The 566-nt window shown below is 50.0% G+C and carries 1 pseudogene; it reads left to right on the plus strand.

What is annotated here, in order from left to right:
* A pseudogene (locus tag ACTHUM_RS18095) lies at nt 1-566 on the plus strand (phosphoribosylformylglycinamidine synthase); the annotation flags it as partial.

Below are 566 nucleotides of genomic sequence, written 5' to 3' on the forward strand. Positions count from 1 at the left end.
GGCTTGCATTTATTTTTGGTAACGCCCCGTTTGGGCACCATTTCTCCTTGGGCTTCCAAAGCAACCAATATCGCCGAAAACTGCGGTTTGGAAGGTATTGAGCGTATTGAACGCGGTATGGCAGTATGGCTCGAAGGTGTGCTTACCGATGGGCAAAAACAACAATGGGCAGCCCTGTTGCACGACCGCATGACCGAAAGCGTGTTGACCGACATCGATGCAGCGGCGCAACTGTTCCACCATATCCAATCGGAAACCTTCTCCAGCGTAGATGTATTGGGCGGCGGTAAAGAGGCTTTGGTCAAAGCCAATACCGAAATGGGCTTGGCGCTTTCTGCCGACGAAATCGATTATCTGGTTGAAAACTATCAGGCTTTAAACCGCAATCCGTCCGATGTTGAATTGATGATGTTCGCTCAGGCAAACAGCGAACACTGCCGCCATAAAATCTTTAACGCCGACTTCATCCTCAACGGTGAAAAACAATCGAAATCCCTCTTCGGCATGATACGCGACACGCACAACGCGCATCCCGAAGGCACAGTCGTTGCCTATAAAGACAATTC

The sequence above is a fragment of the Neisseria sp. P0021.S006 genome, from assembly GCF_051956895.1.